The sequence below is a fragment of the Staphylococcus sp. 11511212 genome, assembly GCF_011394755.1.
Classification (GTDB): Bacteria; Bacillota; Bacilli; order Staphylococcales; family Staphylococcaceae; genus Staphylococcus; species Staphylococcus chromogenes.
Map to the genome: position 1 here is coordinate 731,636 of NZ_JAANBQ010000003.1, position 15,943 is coordinate 747,578.

The 15,943-nt window shown below is 38.2% G+C and carries 16 protein-coding genes; 6 read left to right on the top strand and 10 right to left on the bottom strand.

Translation table 11 applies throughout. From position 1 onward, the window contains the following. Positions 1 to 5: 5 nt before the first annotated feature. Genes purN through purE form a run of 9 tightly spaced genes read right to left on the bottom strand, consistent with a single transcriptional unit; the run spans position 6 to position 8,432 of the window. Entirely contained in the window at positions 6 to 572 is a 567-nt protein-coding gene (gene purN / locus G8Y84_RS04945) for a phosphoribosylglycinamide formyltransferase (RefSeq protein WP_037571836.1), read from the bottom strand. Between the two features lie 2 nt (positions 573 to 574). Next, positions 575 to 1,603 (bottom strand): phosphoribosylformylglycinamidine cyclo-ligase, encoded by a 1,029-nt coding sequence (gene purM, locus G8Y84_RS04950; RefSeq protein ID WP_165806157.1) that lies wholly within the window; start codon positions 1,601 to 1,603, stop codon positions 575 to 577. 4 nt (positions 1,604 to 1,607) lie between these two features. Beyond that, positions 1,608 to 3,029 (bottom strand): amidophosphoribosyltransferase, encoded by a 1,422-nt coding sequence (purF, locus tag G8Y84_RS04955; RefSeq protein ID WP_037571849.1) that lies wholly within the window; start codon positions 3,027 to 3,029, stop codon positions 1,608 to 1,610. Continuing rightward, positions 3,008 to 5,197 (bottom strand): phosphoribosylformylglycinamidine synthase subunit PurL, encoded by a 2,190-nt coding sequence (gene purL, locus G8Y84_RS04960; protein ID WP_165806158.1) that lies wholly within the window; start codon positions 5,195 to 5,197, stop codon positions 3,008 to 3,010. The genes purF and purL overlap by 22 nt, the downstream gene beginning before the upstream one ends. Continuing rightward, complete coding sequence (purQ, locus tag G8Y84_RS04965) at positions 5,190 to 5,861, bottom strand: phosphoribosylformylglycinamidine synthase subunit PurQ (RefSeq protein WP_037571853.1); 672 nt, start codon at positions 5,859 to 5,861, stop codon at positions 5,190 to 5,192. Before purQ ends, purL begins: the two co-directional genes overlap by 8 nt. Next, complete coding sequence (gene purS, locus G8Y84_RS04970; RefSeq protein WP_037571855.1) at positions 5,861 to 6,130, bottom strand: phosphoribosylformylglycinamidine synthase subunit PurS; 270 nt, start codon at positions 6,128 to 6,130, stop codon at positions 5,861 to 5,863. The genes purQ and purS overlap by 1 nt, the downstream gene beginning before the upstream one ends. Before the next feature lies 1 nt (position 6,131). Next, positions 6,132 to 6,839: a phosphoribosylaminoimidazolesuccinocarboxamide synthase gene (gene purC, locus G8Y84_RS04975; protein WP_037571857.1), complete on the bottom strand. Its 708-nt coding sequence runs from the start codon at positions 6,837 to 6,839 to the stop codon at positions 6,132 to 6,134. Next, positions 6,836 to 7,963 (bottom strand): 5-(carboxyamino)imidazole ribonucleotide synthase, encoded by a 1,128-nt coding sequence (gene purK, locus G8Y84_RS04980; protein ID WP_165806159.1) that lies wholly within the window; start codon positions 7,961 to 7,963, stop codon positions 6,836 to 6,838. The genes purC and purK overlap by 4 nt, the downstream gene beginning before the upstream one ends. After that, entirely contained in the window at positions 7,950 to 8,432 is a 483-nt protein-coding gene (gene purE, locus G8Y84_RS04985; RefSeq protein ID WP_037573011.1) for a 5-(carboxyamino)imidazole ribonucleotide mutase, read from the bottom strand. Before purE ends, purK begins: the two co-directional genes overlap by 14 nt. A gap of 211 nt (positions 8,433 to 8,643) precedes the next feature. On the opposite strand from purE, the gene folD reads away from it, so the two are divergent. After that, complete coding sequence (gene folD, locus G8Y84_RS04990; protein WP_037571861.1) at positions 8,644 to 9,501, top strand: bifunctional methylenetetrahydrofolate dehydrogenase/methenyltetrahydrofolate cyclohydrolase FolD; 858 nt, start codon at positions 8,644 to 8,646, stop codon at positions 9,499 to 9,501. Positions 9,502 to 9,657: 156 nt separating this feature from the next. Here folD and G8Y84_RS04995 read toward each other — a convergent pair whose 3' ends face one another. Next, a complete protein-coding gene (locus G8Y84_RS04995; protein ID WP_037571864.1) occupies positions 9,658 to 10,803 on the bottom strand; it encodes a globin domain-containing protein in 1,146 nt (381 codons plus the stop codon). A 206-nt stretch (positions 10,804 to 11,009) separates the two neighbouring features. Here G8Y84_RS04995 and G8Y84_RS05000 point away from each other — a divergent pair, with 206 nt between their 5' ends. From G8Y84_RS05000 to qoxD, 5 genes are all read left to right on the top strand, one after another. After that, positions 11,010 to 11,348: an immunoglobulin-like domain-containing protein gene (locus tag G8Y84_RS05000; protein ID WP_105996756.1), complete on the top strand. Its 339-nt coding sequence runs from the start codon at positions 11,010 to 11,012 to the stop codon at positions 11,346 to 11,348. A 470-nt stretch (positions 11,349 to 11,818) separates the two neighbouring features. After that, the gene (qoxA, locus tag G8Y84_RS05005) at positions 11,819 to 12,910 is read left to right on the top strand and encodes a cytochrome aa3 quinol oxidase subunit II (RefSeq protein ID WP_165806160.1); all 1,092 of its coding nucleotides are present in this window, start codon (positions 11,819 to 11,821) and stop codon (positions 12,908 to 12,910) included. A gap of 2 nt (positions 12,911 to 12,912) precedes the next feature. Continuing rightward, positions 12,913 to 14,901 carry a cytochrome aa3 quinol oxidase subunit I gene (gene qoxB / locus G8Y84_RS05010; RefSeq protein WP_105963413.1) on the top strand — a complete coding sequence of 663 codons (1,989 nt, stop codon included), beginning with the start codon at positions 12,913 to 12,915 and terminating at the stop codon, positions 14,899 to 14,901. Next, positions 14,891 to 15,496 (top strand): cytochrome aa3 quinol oxidase subunit III, encoded by a 606-nt coding sequence (gene qoxC, locus G8Y84_RS05015; RefSeq protein WP_037571873.1) that lies wholly within the window; start codon positions 14,891 to 14,893, stop codon positions 15,494 to 15,496. Before qoxB ends, qoxC begins: the two co-directional genes overlap by 11 nt. Beyond that, entirely contained in the window at positions 15,493 to 15,783 is a 291-nt protein-coding gene (gene qoxD / locus G8Y84_RS05020; RefSeq protein ID WP_037571876.1) for a cytochrome aa3 quinol oxidase subunit IV, read from the top strand. Before qoxC ends, qoxD begins: the two co-directional genes overlap by 4 nt. The last annotated feature ends 160 nt before the right edge of the window (positions 15,784 to 15,943 follow it).

Sequence of the window (15,943 nt, forward strand, 5' to 3'; positions counted from 1 at the left end):
TCTCCTTATCGAATAATCTTTTGAATGACTTCTGGATATAATTCATATTCTAAAGTTTTAATACGTTGTTCAAGGTCTGAAATTTGATCGTTTGGATAAATCGGACATTCCCGCTGAGCGATGATTTCCCCTGTGTCCATACCTGCATCTACATAATGTACCGTTGTCCCTGTTGTCTGTTCCCTGTTGTTTAACGCCTGTTCTATCGCATGCTTTCCTTTATATTTAGGTAGCAGTGAAGGATGAATATTTAAAATATGGCCTTCATAAGCATTTAATAACGTTTCTCCTATTAACCGCATATAACCCGCTAAAACAATCCATTTCACCCCATTTTGTTTCAGCGTTTGATAAATGACTGATTCATACTCTTTTTTGGAAGTATAAGTTTTAGGGTCATAGGCATAAACTTTCACATTGTGTTTGTGCGCGCGTTCCACACAGGCCGCTTGAGGTTGATCTGTAAAAAGGCCGATAACTTCTACATGACTAAGGAGACCTGTGCTGATTTTTTGCATAATATTATCGAAATTAGTGCCTGAGCCAGAAGCAAAAATGGCAATTTTAACCAAATTTACACCCCCATCAGTTGAATCGGTTCTGACGTTTCATCAATGTACCCGATAGTATAGGCCTCGCATTTTGATTGTTTTAAAATCTCGTGAACCTTTGTCTCGTCTTTACTAGAAACAACCATCGTATAACCAATGCCCATATTAAAAATGTGGTACATCTCATTTGTAGTGATATTGCCTTGCTGTGCTAACCATTCAAAAATACGCGGTGTTGGAAATGAAGCGGTATTAATGACTGCTGTTTTACCCTCAGGAAGCGCACGTGGTATATTTTCGTAAAATCCGCCTCCTGTAATATGCGTCATGGCTTTAATGTTTACTTGTTTTTTTACTTCTAAAACAGGTTGCACATATAACGCTGTCGGTTTTAAAAAGACATCTAAGTAGGATTCCCCTTCAGCAAAAGTATCATCTATATTAATATTTGATTCTGCAATCAGTTTGCGCACTAAACTATAACCATTAGAATGAATCCCTTTTGATGCTAAGCCAATCATGACATCCCCTTTTTTGACTTGACTGCCATCAATATATTCATCCTTTTCAACGGCACCTACAGCAAAACCAGCAACATCATATTCACCCTCATGATACATTTCTCCCATTTCTGCTGTTTCGCCGCCAATCAAAGCCATGCCTGTTTCTTCACAACCATCACTGATGCCTTTAACGATTTGTTCGATGACCTCAGGGATGACTTTGTACGTCGCAATATAGTCTAGAAAATATAAAGGTTCTGCCCCTGTCGTTAATATATCATTGGCACACATCGCTACAGCGTCAATGCCAATCGTGTCATGACGTTGATAATCAATCGCTAATTTTAATTTGGTACCAACTCCGTCTGTTCCTGAAACCAACACAGGCGCTTTCATGTTCAATTGAGATAAATCGAAGGTCGCTCCAAATCCTCCTAAACCTCCGAGAACTTCCTTGCGCATTGTACGTTCAACATGACTCGACATACGCTTCACTGCTTGATAACCCGCTTCAATATCTACACCTGCTTGTTTATACGATTCAGCCATTTCTTTACACTCCTCTACGCTTTAATTCTTTAGCTACGGGTAGTTCGTGGTCCACGATTTCAATAGGATAATTGCCTGTAAAGCATGCATTGCACTCACCCTTTGAACCATATTGTTTAAAGACATAGTGCATGCCTTCCACAGATAGATACGTGAGTGAATCTGCCCCAATCATATCTCGAATTTCATCGAGCTCATATTGTGCTGCCATCAACTCAGCATGTGTAGAAACATCAATGCCGTAGTAACATGGATTTTTAAGCGGGGGCGACGAAATGCCCATATGCACTTCTTTTGCTCCTGCAGATTTTAATGTTTTGACAATATGTTTACTCGTAGTTCCACGCACAATTGAATCATCAATCACGACCACACGTTTACCTTCAATCACATCGCGTATCGGGGCGTGCTTCATTCGTACTTGACGCTCTCGCACCGCTTGATCCGGTGTAATAAATGTGCGTCCAATATAGCGATTTTTTAATAAACCTTGCTCATTCGGTACGCCTGATGCTTCTGAAAACCCTTTTGCTGCTTGTAATGAAGAATCCGGAACACCGATAACGATGTCCGCTTGGATGTTCATCTCTTTCGCCAACTGTCTCCCGAGTGCTTTTCTCACTTGATAAATAGAGTGTTTACGAAACTCAGAGTCGGGTCTTGCAAAGTAAACATATTCCATAGAACACATCCGATGGTCAATATCAGATGTATAATGATCGTAGTCAACGTCGTCTTCATTTGAAAACGTAATAAGTTCTCCTGGCTCAATATCTCGAATATACTCCGCACCGATAGCTGTGAAGGCGCATGTTTCGCTCGCCACACAATATGCGCCATCAACTTTACCTAACATTAAAGGGCGCACACCGCGATGATCACGTGTCGCGGTTAATTGTTGTTCATTTAAAATGACACAGCTAAAGGCTCCCTTCATTTGATTTAAAGCCGCCTTTTGATTAGTTTTAATATGTTTTGAGTTCCCTTTTATGAGTAAATGCGCAAGGACTTCTGAATCACTCGTCGTTTGAAAAATCCCCCCTGTGGATTCAATCGCTCGTCGAAGTTGAAGGGCATTTGTTAAATTCCCATTATGAGCTAGTCCAAGATCGCCTTTCGAGTGTTTAAATAAAAACGGTTGCACGTTTGAAACTTCACTCGCACCCGTCGTAGCATAACGGACATGGCCAATCGCATGCGGATAGCCTTCTAAAGATTGCAACTGAGCATCAGAAATGGCTTCCGTTAATAAACCCATTCCTCTCGCTCCAAAAAGCTGTTCTCCATTAGAACACACAATTCCAGCACCTTCTTGACCTCGATGTTGTAAACTGTGTAATGCAAGATACGTTAAGTGTGCTGCATGAGGATGATTCCATATTCCAAAAATACCGCATTCTTCATTTAATCCGCGGATGTCATACATGCCTCAATTGCTCCTTCCCATTCACGCTTGATTTCAGATTTTTGACGTTCAATCACTGCATCTGAACTTTGAACTTTAAAGACATCCTTATCAACAAATGTCCCTATTTTAATCGCGTCTTTCATGTTGAATGTTTGTCCTTCTTTGACACTCACAATATAACTTCCTGGCGTCTCGCTAAAGAACATTGCTTTTTCAAATGGTAAAGTAGCGTCAATTCCTAGATCATAGTACGCACTCATTCGAGCTAAAGTAATTAATGCACCGCCTTTACCTACTGTTTGAACATGTGATAGTTGTCCATTTCGAATGGCTTCACGGATTGCCTCTCCGCGATGCACTTCTTGTATTAAATCAATATGTTCTGATTCATGATTCACTTGTTGATATAATAATTTTTCAATTTGGCTTCCCCCAAAGTGCGCCGCTGTGTCGCCTACGATATAAAGTGTGTCTCCCGCTTGAGGGTGGAAGTTTTTAAGGTAATCAATATCTTCAATAAGTCCTACCATGCCTACAACAGGTGTTGGAAAAATCGATGACGTCCGTGTTTCGTTATACAAAGAAACATTTCCGGAAACCACAGGTGTTTTTAACACTTCACAAGCTTCAGCCATACCTCGTGTTGAATCAATCAATTGTTGATAAATTTCTTTTTTCTCTGGTGAACCGTAATTTAAGCAATCTGTCATAGCTAAAGGTTTCGCACCCACTGCAATTAAGTTACGATAAGCTTCAGCCACTACCATTTTTCCGCCTTCATAGGGATGATTAAATACGTAACGTGCTTCACCATCAATTGTTGAAGCGACGGCTTTGTTTGTGCCTTCAACACGAACGACAGAGGCTTGCAATCCTGGCTTCACAATAGTGTTCGCACCCACTTGTTGATCGTATTGAGAATATAAATAACGCTTAGACGCAATGGTTGGGTGTACTAATAACTTATTAAATACTTCATCTGCATCAATTTTTGAATAATCACGTGTTTCAGGTGTATAGTTTGGTTTTTCACCTTCTAAAATGTAAACAGGTGCTTCATCAGCGAGTGGCTCAACTGGGATATCTGCAAAAACTTCCCCGTCATAAGTCAATACGAATCGATTCGTTTGAGTGACTTGACCAATGACTGCACTATCGAGCTCATAATGCTCAAATAAATCTAAAAACTTTTGTTCCGTCCCTTTTTCTACGACTAATAACATACGTTCTTGTGTTTCTGAAAGCATCATTTCATAAGGTGAAATCCCTTGTTCTCTTACTGGAACTTTTTCTAATTCTAAATGAATACCGCTACCGCCTTTAGCTGCCATTTCAGAGGAGGAAGAAGTTAAACCTGCTGCGCCCATATCCTGAATACCGACAAGCTCTTTATATTGAATAGCCTCTAAAGTCGCTTCCATTAATTTCTTACCTACAAATGGATCACCGATTTGAACAGATGGGCGCTTACTTTCACTTTCTTCTGTCAACTCTTCTGACGCAAACGTCGCCCCATGTATCCCATCGCGACCTGTTTTTAAACCGACATAAATCACAGAATTGCCTTCTCCTTTGGCTGTCCCTTTTTGAATCATGTCATGGTCTATTACACCGACACACATCGCATTGACAAGAGGGTTGCCATCATAACGTTCATCAAACTCTATTTCACCTGCTGTCGTAGGGATACCGATACAATTTCCGTATCCACCAATACCCGCAACAACACCACGACATAGGCGACGATTCGTTTTTTCAGTGAGTTCACCAAAACGTAAACTATTTAAAAGGTTGATGGGACGTGCACCTATTGAAACAATGTCACGAATTATTCCTCCAACTCCTGTAGCAGCACCTTGGTAGGGTTCAATGGCTGAAGGATGGTTGTGGGACTCAACTTTAAATACGACTGCTTGGTCATCTCCAATATCAACGACACCTGCACCTTCACCAGGCCCCATTAAGACATGTTCACCAGTAGTTGGGAATTGTTTTAAGAAGGGTTTGGAGTGTTTATACGAGCAATGCTCACTCCACATTACCGAAAAAATACCGATTTCAGTAAAGTTAGGATCACGTTGTAGTATGCTTCGAACTTTTTCATATTCCGCTTCACTTAACCCCATATCTTTGTATAACTTTTCGCTTTTTACCTCTTCAGCCGTAGGTTCTAAAAATTTAGACATGTTGTTCCCTCCAACTTTCTACCATTGATTCAAATAATTTCACACCACTATCTGTTCCTAAAATAGTTTCCAGTGCACGTTCAGGGTGAGGCATCATCCCACAGACGTTACCTTCTTTTGAAACAATACCTGCAATATCTTGATAAGAGCCATTCGGATTTTCTTTGTATTTCAGAATAATTTGATTATTCTGAATTAAATCGTGATACATCTCTTCAGTACAATAGTAATGTCCTTCACCGTGCGCAACAGGATAAATAACTTCTTCCCCTACTTCATAGCGTTGTGTAAAAGGGGTGTCTGCATTTGTAATCGTTAAGCGTTCGTTTCGACTAACAAATAAATGACTATCATTATGTAATAATGCGCCTGGTAATAAGCCGATTTCAGTTAAAATTTGAAAACCATTACATACCCCAAGTACAGGTTTACCTTCTTTAGCCAAACGTTTCACTTCATGAATAATAGGGGCTACACTCGCCACAGCGCCTGAGCGTAAATAGTCTCCAAATGAAAAACCACCCGGAATTAATACACCGTCAAAACCTTCTAATGATGTTTCACGATAATCGACATATTGGGCTTCTACCCCTGATTTTAAAGCAGCGTTATACATGTCTCGGTCACAATTTGATCCAGGAAATTTGAGTACCGCAAACTTCATTAGACATTCTCCTTTTCTGAAGGTTCCTCTAAAATGGTATAACTATATTCTTCTATTACGGTGTTCGCAAATAATTTTTCACTTAATGTCGTCACTACATTATGGACAGCTTCATCTGTTGCTTCATCCACTGTTAAATAGAGAACTTTTCCGACACGAATATCGTCTACTTGTGTATAACCTAAATCATGTACCGCACGTGTTAATGCTTGGCCTTGCGTATCTAAAACTTGGGGTTGCAATGTAATGTGTAATTCAATTTTTTTCATTTTAAAGAGCCTCCAGTTTATTTAAGAATGATTCATATGTTTTGATTAAAGAGCCTGTCTCATTGCGGTAAACATCTTTATCAAAGTTTTCACCTGTGGTTTTATCCCAAATTCGACATGTGTCTGGTGAAATTTCATCTGCTAGCAGTAGGTTTCCTTCTGAATCTTTACCAAATTCAATTTTGAAGTCTACCAAATCTAGATTGAGTGCACTCATAAGCTGTATTAAAGCTTGATTGACTTGAAGGGCTTGCGCTTTTAGACTTTGTATTTCATCATCATTAGCAATATGCAAGAGCTTAATGTGATCTTCGGTAATTAATGGGTCATTCAGTTCGTCTTTTTTATAGAAGAATTCAACTAATGGTGTATCAAATGGATGACCATTTTCAAAGCCCAATCGTTTTGTAATGGAGCCTGATGCTATGTTTCTTACGACGACTTCTAATGGGATAATTTTAACCGCTTTTACAAGTTGCTCTGTTTCTGAAATACGTTGAATAAAATGGCTTTTCACACCTTGTTTAGCAATGAACTCAAAAATTTCAGAAGTGATTCTATTATTTAAACGTCCTTTTCCTGTCATTTGGTCCTTTTTAGCACCGTTTCCAGCTGTAACTTCATCTTTATACTCAATACGGAGAACTCCAGGTTCTTCAGTTTCAAACACTCGTTTCGCTTTTCCTTCATAAACTAACGCATTACTCATGATTTTCTCCCTTCAAAATATGTCATTAGTGTTTTTTCTACGTTTTGAATATCATCTGTAAGCTGTGTTAAGTGTCCCATTTTACGTAAAGGCTTGCGTGAAGTTTTGCCATAAATGTGCACATGCCACTCTGGATGTGCGTCAAACTCCTCTTCCAGTAAGTCTAAATCTTTACCAAGCAAATTCATCATTACGGCAGGTTTTAGAAGTTCAATAGTCTCCGGTAGTTTTTGACCCGTGACAGCCATAATATGTGTATCAAATTGTGAATAATCACAAGCCTCAATCGAATAATGACCGGAGTTGTGAGGTCTTGGTGCAATTTCATTCACATACAGTTCGTCATTTTTATCTATAAAAAATTCAACGGTAAATGTTCCAATAAAGTGAACGGCTTGCGTAATTTTAAGGACTTCGTCACGTGCAAGTTTTTCGTGATTGTCGCGAGCGGGAACGATGGTTTTAAATAAAATTTGCTCACGATGTTCGTTTTCTTGCAACGGGAAAAAGACGATTTGTTGATGAGCACCTTTTGTCACAGTGACAGACACTTCACGTTTTAGAGTTAAATATTTTTCAGCCACACATTCTTGATCTTTAATCAGTGCCAAAGCTTCATTTAAATTTTGCTCACTGTCAACGAGAATTTGGCCTTTGCCATCATAACCACCGAAGCGCGTTTTTATAATGAACGGATAGCCTAATGTCTCTGTTGCTTGCTGTAATTCTTGAGGCGTCGTCACTTTGCAAAATGGCGCCACATGTGCCCCTGCTTTTTCAATCGTTTCTTTTTCAGTCAATCGATCTTGTAATAGTTGAATAGCTTCGTAACCTTGTGGCACGTTAAAACGTTCTGTCAATTTATGAAGTTGCGTTGCGTTAATGTTTTCAAATTCATAGGTAATGACATCAGATTGTTCTCCTAGACTCTGTAACGCTGCCTCATCATCGTAATCGGCATGAATAAATTGATGTGCAACGAATTGCGCCGGACATTCCGCATCTGGGTCTAATATAATAATGCGATAGCCCATCTTTTGCGCCGATTGTGCCATCATTTTTCCGAGTTGACCCCCACCGATAATCCCTATCGTTGAACCAAATTTGAGTTTATTGTAAGTCATTTTGCATACCCTCAACTTTTTCAATTAATGTTTGTTCATATTCATGGAGTCGTGTTTGAATCGCCTCATCTGTCGCTCCAACTATGCGTGCTGCTAAAATACCAGCATTTTTAGCTCCTGCTTTACCGATGGCTGTTGTTGCCACAGGGATACCTCCAGGCATTTGAACGATAGAAAGTAAAGAATCCAATCCCTTCAATTGTTTCGATTCAATCGGAACACCAATGACAGGTAATGTCGTCATTGAAGCCACCATTCCTGGGAGATGAGCTGCACCACCCGCACCAGCAATGATAACCCGATAACCATTTTCATAAGCTTGTGTTGCAAAATCCACCATCATGTGAGGCGTACGATGTGCTGATACTACCTTCGCATCGTACGGAATTTTAAAATAAGCCAACATGTCACAAGCTTCTTTCATGACTTCCCAGTCAGATGAACTTCCCATTATGACCGCTATCTTCAATTTGAACACCCTTTCAATCATTTGAAATCCCATGTCAATTAGTTGTATATTACAGATATAGCATAACAATCAAAAATGCTTTTTTCAATGCTAAAGTCGAACTTTATCGTAAATTTCTTTTTAATATTTCGTGTTTTGACATTAAAATCACGATAAATAAATGGAATGTACGTGATATTGTTCGAATCAATCAAAGGGAGGATTTTGTATTATGAGTGCAAAAATTTTAGATGGTAAACAAATCGCAAAGGACTACCGTCAAGGATTACAAGATGAGGTAGAAGTTTTAAAACAAAAAGGGTACACACCAAAATTATCCGTAATTTTAGTCGGTAATGATGGCGCAAGTCAAAGTTATGTTCGTTCTAAGAAAAAAGCAGCAGAAAAAATCGGAATGATTTCAGAAGTTATCCACCTTGAAGAAGACACATCAGAAGAAGATGTTTTAAAAGAGTTAGAACGTTTAAACAATGATGAATCCGTAAGCGGTATTTTAGTTCAAGTGCCTCTACCTAAACAAGTAGATGAACAAAAAGTTTTAGATGCCATTGATCCAGATAAAGATGTAGATGGGTTCCATCCAATTAATATCGGACGCTTATATTTAGATCAAGCGAAACTTATTCCATGTACACCATTAGGCGTAATGGAGCTTTTAAAACATGCGGATATTGACCTAGAAGGTAAAAATGCTGTCGTTATCGGCCGTAGCCACATTGTAGGACAACCTGTTTCTAAACTATTAATCCAACAAAATGCGACAGTCACTGTACTTCATTCTCGTAGTCAAAACGTTCATGAACACCTTAAAAATGCAGATATTATTGTCAGTGCGGTAGGTCGCCCTGGTATGGTGAAAAAAGAAGATGTCAAAGAAGGTGCAGTGGTCATTGACGTCGGTAATACACCTGATGAAAACGGAAAATTAAAAGGTGACGTAGAATACGACGAAGTTTCAGAAGTAGCTGGAGCAATTACACCTGTTCCAGGTGGCGTAGGTCCTATGACAATTACAATGGTATTAAATAATACATTAATCGCTGAAAAAATGCGTCGCGGTTTAGAATAAAACTTGCGCTTTATCATCTTTGCAGAGAAGGGTTCACCTTCTCTGTTTTTTGTTTTCAAAATCAAAAAAAGACTGTTTACCAAGTCTTATACTCAGCAAACAGTCTGAAAGTGAAGCACTATCCTTCACTTTTATTTTGTTTTAAGATTGTCAATGTTAAACTTCTACGCTTAAACGTGGGACAAATGTTTCATAGTAAATATTATCTTCGTTAAAGTTTAACGTTTTAAGTTCTTTAATCATTGATTGTAAAAACGGTGTTCCCCCACAAATGTAAACTTGTGTTTCATCAGTTAGGTACTTTTTAAGCTCTTCCGCCTCTAAATAACCTTCTTTATCGCGGAGATGGTAGTGTACATCTGTATTGTTACCTTGAGATTTAATTTTATCAATCTCCTCTTTGAACGCAACATCTGCTTCAGAAGCCGCTACATTAATAAATTGAGATTGCGGCGCTTCTTTAACAGCTTGACGATACATTGAAACAAGCGGAGTCACACCAACACCACTACCTAAAAATAGTTGAGGTTTATCCGTGTTGTGTAATTGGAAACCACCTACTGGTGCAGATAAATTGATAGTGTCACCTTCGTTGAATTCATCATGTAAGGCTGTTGACACTTCACCTTCATGGCCATCGCCTGATTCGCGACGTACACCAAATGTAAGATAGTTTTTACCACCGTCAACAATTGAATAATGACGTTTTGCACGGTAAGGTAATTTTTCACTTTCAATATCTACAGTAATGTATTGACCTGGTGTAAATTGACTTAAGTCAAATTCATCAGATGTTACGGTAAACGCTTTGATATTATGAGTAATTTGTTCGATTTTTTCAATTTTAAATGGTTTAAAACTTTCCCAAGCCATGTGATCGTAAATGTCTTTTTCAACAGAAATAAAGGCATCGGCAATGTCTCCATACGCTTTTTCCCAAGTGGTAATAATTGGGTGATCCGCATCTAAACCAACCACTTCCTGAATGGCTGCTAATAAGTTTTCACCAACGATAGGATAATGTTCTGGACGTACATCTAAAGCACAATGTTTATAACCAATTTCTTTAACGATAGGTAAAATAGGTGTCAAATCTTCAATATTAACTGCTGCTGCTAAAACTGATTGTGCAAGCGCTGTGGATTGAAAACCTTTCTTTTGGTTAGTTTGGTTGAACATATTACGTAATTCAGGGTGTTGATTGAACATTCTGCCGTAAAACTTAGCTGTGATTTCTGTACCTTTTTCTTGAAGTACGGGTACAGTTTCTAAAATAATCCCTTTTTCTTCTTGTGTTAACATTACAATCACTCCTGTAAGAAAATTTTCATGATAATTATAACCATGCTTATACTATATTCCCTTTTTAAAGCTTTGAATACATTTAAGACATGTCATCATTGTGACATTTACAAATCCTTAACCTTTTTAAGCCTAAAGATTGATTTAATCCAAGCCTTAAAACAGGTATAATGAATTTGTATAGAAACAAATGGAGGACAGAGCCAATGAATCAAAAATTACTTCAATCTTTGTCAGCTTTAGGGGTTTCAGCCACACTGGTGACACCTAATTTAAATGCAGAAGCAACATCGAATCACATTCCTTCAATCAAAGGAACGGCAGACTCAAAAATCACTGTAGGGGCTCAATATCATCCTCTTGATGGCGTAAAAGCTTATGATAAAGAAGATGGTGACCTCACAGATAAAATCAAAGTCAAAGGCCATATTGATACGACTAAGGCCGGTACATATCAATTAGAATATAAAGTCGCTGATTCTGATGGTGCAATTGAAACCTCACATCGCATTATTGAAGTCGTGGATGCCCCTTCTCTTGATTAGTGCGTCACAAAGCAATGATTATTAAAAATTCATTTACTATTTAAAAATAGCATTTTTAGTTTTTTCAATGTTATATAGTATAAGAATGGGAGTTTATTTTGAAGGCGTTTTCTCACCTTTAAAATAAGCTCTTTTTCTATTTACATTGTACGTCATTTCTCCCCTACTCATAAATTAGCATTTTCCCTATAATCCTATCTGTATTTCCCCTTTTTAAATAAGAAGAAATTATTCTGAAAGTTGTGCCAAATCTTGTAATGATAGCTATTTTTGCAAAATTAGCTTAAGATAACACATTTCACAAAATGTACACATTATTTTCATAAACCCTCTATCCCTTGTCAGTGTTAGAGTCACATGGCATGCAACAAATTTATTTCGATGAATTTCTAAAAAGCCTCTTGTAAATATCACATATTATTTTAAAATTAATGTAAGCCCTACAATTGTAGTATTAGGAGGTCAAAAAAGTGTCAAAATTAAAGTCTTTGCTTCTAGCATTCGGAACATTATTTTTGCTTGCGGGCTGTTCTGATGTAGAAGTTTTAAACGCAAAAGGGCCAATGGCGAGTGACCAAAGATTTTTAATCATTTACTCGATTATTTTCATGGTTGCCATTGTTGCTGTCATACTTATTTTATTTGCTATTTTCACTTTTAAATATCGTTACAACAAAACGAGTGAATCTGGCAAGATGCATCATAGTGTGTTACTTGAGTCTATTTGGTTCATTATCCCAGTAATTATTTTAATTGCTTTAATGATTCCAACTGTTAAGTCACTTTATGATTATGAAGAACCACCAAAAGCCAAAGATGATCCAATGGTCATTTATGCAGTAAGTGGTGGATACAAATGGTTCTTCGCTTATCCAGATGAAAAGATTGAAACGGTCAACCACGTGACAATCCCAACAAATCGTCCTGTCACTTTCAAACTTCAAGCGATGGATACGATGACAAGTTTCTGGGTACCTCAACTCGGGGGTCAAAAATATGCCATGACTGGCATGACAATGCAATGGACGTACCAAGCTGATGAAGAAGGTACATACCGTGGAAGAAACTCTAACTTTAACGGTGAAGGTTTCTCACGCCACACATTTAATGTGCATGCAGTTAGTCAAAGTGACTACGACAAATGGGTAAGAGAGGCTAAGTCTGAAAAGAAAATCGATCAAGATACTTTCGACAAACAACTTTTACCTATCACACCTAACAAAGAATTAACATTCAGTGGAACGCACATGGCATTCGTGGATCCAGCTGCTGATCCAGAATATATTTTCTACGCTTATGAACGTTTTAATTACACACCTAAAGATCCTAACTTCTACGACGATAAAGAAGGCGTTTTAAGCGAACCGAATAAGCCAGCACGTAAGCCACAAATCACAAATCCAAACTATGAACGTCATGGTATGAAAGTAGCCATTTTAGGTAATGACGAACCATACAACAATGAGTTCATTAAAGAAGAAAAACACAACATGGATGAAATGGAATCTATGCACAAAGGTGCAAAATCGGAATCAAACGATAAAAGTGGAGGTGGACATTAATGATGGACTTTCCATGGCATGAGCTTATTGTAAATGGTAACTGGATGATTACCATGGCTCAAATTGGTGCACCATTCTTAGTGATTGGTGTCATTGCAGCTATTACTTACTTTAAGCTTTGGGGATATTTATACAAGGAATGGTTCATGTCAGTCGACCACAAGAAAATTGGGTTAATGTACTTGATTTGTGCTGTTTTAATGTTTGTACGTGGTGGTATCGATGCGATTCTTTTACGTATTCAATTAACAGTACCGAACAATCCATTCTTAGAATCAAATCACTATAACGAAATTTTCACTACGCACGGTGTTATCATGATTATCTTCATGGCGATGCCACTTGTAATTGGTTTAATGAACATTATTATCCCATTACAAATTGGTGCGCGTGACGTTGCATTCCCTGTACTTAACAACATCAGTTTCTGGTTGTTCGTTGCAGGTATGTTACTTTTCAACCTTTCATTTATTATCGGTGGATCACCTGCCGCTGGTTGGACAAACTACGCACCACTTGCTGGTGAATTCAGTCCTGGACCAGGTGTAAACTATTACCTTATCGCAATCCAAATTGCCGGTATTGGTACACTTGCAACTGGGATTAACTTCTTTGTCACTATTATTAAACTTAAAACACCGAGTATGACATTTATGCAAATGCCAATGTTCGTAGTTACTACGTTCATTACAATGTTAATCATTATCTTAGCATTCCCTGTATTAACAGTTGCACTTGCATTAATGACAGTAGATAGAGTTTTTGACTTCTCATTCTTTACTGTTGCCGGTGGCGGTATGCCAATGCTTTGGGCAAACTTCTTCTGGGTATGGGGGCACCCTGAGGTATACATTCTCGTATTGCCAGCATTTGGTATCTACTCTGAAATCATTCCAACGTTTGCTCGTAAACGTTTGTTCGGTCACCAAAGTATGGTGTGGGCAACAGCTGGTATCGCATTTTTGAGTTTCATCGTTTGGGTTCACCATTTCTACACAATGGGTAGTGGTGCTTTAGTCAACTCATTCTTCTCAATTACAACAATGTTAATCGCTGTGCCTACGGGTGTAAAAATCTTTAACTGGTTATTTACACTTCACAAAGGCCGTATTACTTTTGAATCACCAATGCTATTCTCATTAGCATTTATTCCTAACTTTACAATTGGTGGGGTAACAGGTGTTATGCTTGCCATGGCATCTGCCGACTTCCAATATCACAACACTTATTTCTTAGTGGCCCACTTCCACTATACTATTGTTGCTGGTGTTGTATTTGCATGTTTCGCAGCTATGATTTTCTGGTATCCAAAAGCAATGGGATACAAATTATTCGAAAAACCAAACAAATGGTTCTTCTGGATTTTCATGATTGGTTTCAACGTGACATTCTTACCTCAATTCGTATTAGGTTTAGACGGTATGCCACGTCGTTTATACACTTACATGCCAGAAGACGGTTGGTTCTTATTAAACGTCATTTCTTCAATTGGTGCTGCAATGATGTCTATCGCATTCTTAATCTTTGTTGGTAACATCGTATACAGTCACTTAAAAGCACCTCGTGAAGCGACTGGCGATAACTGGGGTGGTTTAGGCCGAGGCTTAGAATGGTCAACTGCTTCAGCAATCCCACCACATTACAACTTTGCGATTACACCTCACTGGGATGACTTAGATTCATTCGTTGAGATGAAAGCTCAAGGTCGTCATTACTTAGACAATCACGACTATAAAGATATTCACATGCCAAATAATACACATATTGGTTTCTGGATGGGTATCCTCTTCTTTATCGGTGGATTCTTCCTTGTATTCGAAACAATTTTACCTGCAATCTTAAGTTTAATTGGTATTTTCGGATTAATGATTTGGAGAAGTTTCCAACAAGATCACGGTTACCACATCCCTGCAAGTGAAGTTGCTGAAAATGAAGCGCGCTTAAGAAAAGCACGTCAAAAAGAAAGGGAGGCTATGAATCATGAGTCATAAGGTTGATACAATTGATGCACGTACGCATGAAGGTAATTTAAACAAACTCGGTTTCTGGATCTTCCTTACAGCTGAATTTGCACTTTTTGGTACGCTTTTCGCAACACTGTTAACCCTCCAACATGGTGGGGGTTACGGTGGCATGATGACAACAGAGCTATTTGAATTACCTCTTGTTTTAATCATGACATTCTTGCTTTTAGCAAGTTCTTACACATGTGGTATTGCCATTTACTTCATGCGTAAAGAAAAGAAAACATTGTTTATGGTCTGGATGATTATTACTGTACTTCTTGGTGTTGGCTTCGTTGCATTTGAGATCTTCGAATTCACTCATTATGCACACGAAGGTGCGGTACCACAAGCAGGTTCTTATTGGTCAAGTTTCTTCTTACTATTAGGAACTCACGGTGCCCACGTAACATTAGGTATCTTCTGGATTATATGTTTATTAATCCAAGTTGCAATGCGCGGACTTAATAAATTCAATGCACCTAAAATTTTCATTGTAAGTTTATACTGGCACTTCTTAGATGTTGTTTGGATTTTCATCTTCACTGCCGTATACATGATAGGGATGGTGTTTAGCGGATGAATACAGTAGTCAAACATACAATAGGCTTTATCGCCTCAATCATTCTTACGTTACTTGCAGTTTTCGTTACTCTATACACATCATTGTCATTTCAAGCTAAAGTAACAATTATTTTTGGTTTCGCTTTTATTCAAGCATTTTTACAACTCTTAATGTTCATGCACTTAACTGAAGGTAAAGATGGTCGTGTTCAACTTGCAAAAGTTATCTTCGCTATCATCATTACACTTGCCATTGTGATTGGTACATTCTGGGTAATGCAAGGTGGCCACAGCGCTCACTTATAAAGCAAACTTGATATAAAAAAGGCTTACACATCACGTGTAAGTCTTTTTTTGTGGCTATGTATTTCTACTTTTGAGCTTCCCCCTTCTGTAAAAGTTCATTAACTAGATCGTAAACACAATACTATCTACAGGTATTAACCCCTACTCTTTATACCTTTTG

What these genes read in the sequence shown, in the direction of transcription:
- purM (WP_165806157.1), bottom strand. Translation starts at nt 1,603, where the DNA reads ATGGCTGAATCGTATAAACAAGCAGGTGTAGATATTGAAGCGGGTTAT.
- purF (WP_037571849.1), bottom strand. Translation starts at nt 3,029, where the DNA reads ATGTATGACATCCGCGGATTAAATGAAGAATGCGGTATTTTTGGAATA.
- purL (WP_165806158.1), bottom strand. Translation starts at nt 5,197, where the DNA reads ATGTCTAAATTTTTAGAACCTACGGCTGAAGAGGTAAAAAGCGAAAAG.
- purQ (WP_037571853.1), bottom strand. Translation starts at nt 5,861, where the DNA reads ATGAAGTTTGCGGTACTCAAATTTCCTGGATCAAATTGTGACCGAGAC.
- purS (WP_037571855.1), bottom strand. Translation starts at nt 6,130, where the DNA reads ATGAAAAAAATTGAATTACACATTACATTGCAACCCCAAGTTTTAGAT.
- purC (WP_037571857.1), bottom strand. Translation starts at nt 6,839, where the DNA reads ATGAGTAATGCGTTAGTTTATGAAGGAAAAGCGAAACGAGTGTTTGAA.
- purK (WP_165806159.1), bottom strand. Translation starts at nt 7,963, where the DNA reads ATGACTTACAATAAACTCAAATTTGGTTCAACGATAGGGATTATCGGT.
- folD (WP_037571861.1), top strand. Translation starts at nt 8,644, where the DNA reads ATGAGTGCAAAAATTTTAGATGGTAAACAAATCGCAAAGGACTACCGT.
- G8Y84_RS04995 (WP_037571864.1), bottom strand. Translation starts at nt 10,803, where the DNA reads ATGTTAACACAAGAAGAAAAAGGGATTATTTTAGAAACTGTACCCGTA.
- G8Y84_RS05000 (WP_105996756.1), top strand. Translation starts at nt 11,010, where the DNA reads ATGAATCAAAAATTACTTCAATCTTTGTCAGCTTTAGGGGTTTCAGCC.
- qoxB (WP_105963413.1), top strand. Translation starts at nt 12,913, where the DNA reads ATGGACTTTCCATGGCATGAGCTTATTGTAAATGGTAACTGGATGATT.
- qoxC (WP_037571873.1), top strand. Translation starts at nt 14,891, where the DNA reads ATGAGTCATAAGGTTGATACAATTGATGCACGTACGCATGAAGGTAAT.
- qoxD (WP_037571876.1), top strand. Translation starts at nt 15,493, where the DNA reads ATGAATACAGTAGTCAAACATACAATAGGCTTTATCGCCTCAATCATT.